Genomic DNA, 1,108 nt, shown 5'->3' with positions numbered 1-1,108 from the left:
GCCTCATCCGCTTTACCGTCAAATGCCGGACGGATAAACGGTTGTGGTGCCATTTTGGATGTGCCGTTTTCCAGAAAACGCCAGTAAAACGCATTACGCGGATCATCCGCTTTCAGTGTGTTGTCGCTGTTGGTTCCGGCGGCATTGGTTCCCCGGATGTACACACCGGAGACAACCTCACCTTTATAACGGCTCCGCTGACCGCCGGTAACGATATTACGCGCCAGTTTTCCGGTCCTGACAGGAGCGCTCCGCCGGACCTCATCCCGCAGCATATCCGCTGCGGCTTTCGTCGCTTCCCGCAGCACACGGGTATTTTCAGCCCGGCTGAGTGATTCCAGATCACGGGACAGTTCAGCAAAACCGGACAAATCCAGCCCCATATCAGCCATCTTTCACCCCCTGTTTACACAGCAGTTCCAGCCGGGTAAATTTCACATCCGGGATCACAACCTGAATATCGTAGACCTGACCGCGATATACCATCCGGCATGCAGGATGAATATCCGGCCGGTACCGCATCCATACACGAACAGTGATTTCTGACATTTCCGCTCCGGCGGTCAGCAGTTCCCGGCCACTGACGGGTCTGACTTCCGTATTCACAGCCGGGCCAATATCAACCCATAACTTCTCTCTCTGGCCAGACGGGAGTATTGTGATTTCAGCTCTCTGAAATACAACTATATGTCTCAGACGACCAGCCTGCATAATTTCATCCTTACGGCCTGCGCCGGTAATCTCTTAAATGGCGGTACAAAGAGTCCGGTAATGACTGCCCCTCCCGGTTTTCATACCAAAATCCGACCATCTGTTTTAATCTGAGCACTATATCCGCACTTAAAAACAAGGTATCAGGATCGTCTTTATCAGGTTTTTCCGGGGTAAGCTTTCTGTTAGTGACCCGCTCAACTTCTGATATGGCAGCACTCAAAAATTGCAGTAAAAGATCATTATCATGGTCACCATCGATATAGCATTGCCTTTTCAGCTCTTCAATTGTCGGTAATGGCATGAAACCCTCCGGAAAAGCGGCATCTCTGCCGCCGTAATTAATCAGCCTCCTGCACCTGCAGCTTTCAGTAATTTCACAGCATTACTGTCCACC

3 protein-coding genes are annotated in these 1,108 nt (G+C 50.9%); all 3 read right to left on the bottom strand.

Features of this window, described 5'->3' with window-relative positions:
* The coding region (locus GN208_RS17765) for an HK97-gp10 family putative phage morphogenesis protein (RefSeq protein WP_243828514.1) at positions 1–392 on the bottom strand (392 nt) is incomplete at its 3' end.
* Positions 385–711, bottom strand: a complete 327-nt coding sequence (locus tag GN208_RS17760) for a phage head closure protein (RefSeq protein WP_096875117.1) — start codon at positions 709–711, stop codon at positions 385–387. The genes GN208_RS17765 and GN208_RS17760, both read right to left, overlap by 8 nt.
* Before the next feature lie 10 nt (positions 712–721).
* Complete coding sequence (locus GN208_RS17755; protein ID WP_046025035.1) at positions 722–1,015, bottom strand: head-tail connector protein; 294 nt, start codon at positions 1,013–1,015, stop codon at positions 722–724.
* Between the last annotated feature and the right edge of the window lie 93 nt (positions 1,016–1,108).

Origin of the sequence: Morganella sp. HSTU-ASny43 (assembly GCF_022819185.1) — a bacterium.
In the GTDB taxonomy this organism is placed as follows: domain Bacteria; phylum Pseudomonadota; class Gammaproteobacteria; order Enterobacterales; family Enterobacteriaceae; genus Morganella; species Morganella morganii.
This window is presented reverse-complemented; position numbering and strand designations above follow the sequence as displayed.

Excerpts from the sequence above, each read along its gene's own strand:
- GN208_RS17760 (WP_096875117.1), bottom strand. The coding sequence starts at position 711 with ATGCAGGCTGGTCGTCTGAGACATATAGTTGTATTTCAGAGAGCTGAA.
- GN208_RS17755 (WP_046025035.1), bottom strand. The coding sequence starts at position 1,015 with ATGCCATTACCGACAATTGAAGAGCTGAAAAGGCAATGCTATATCGAT.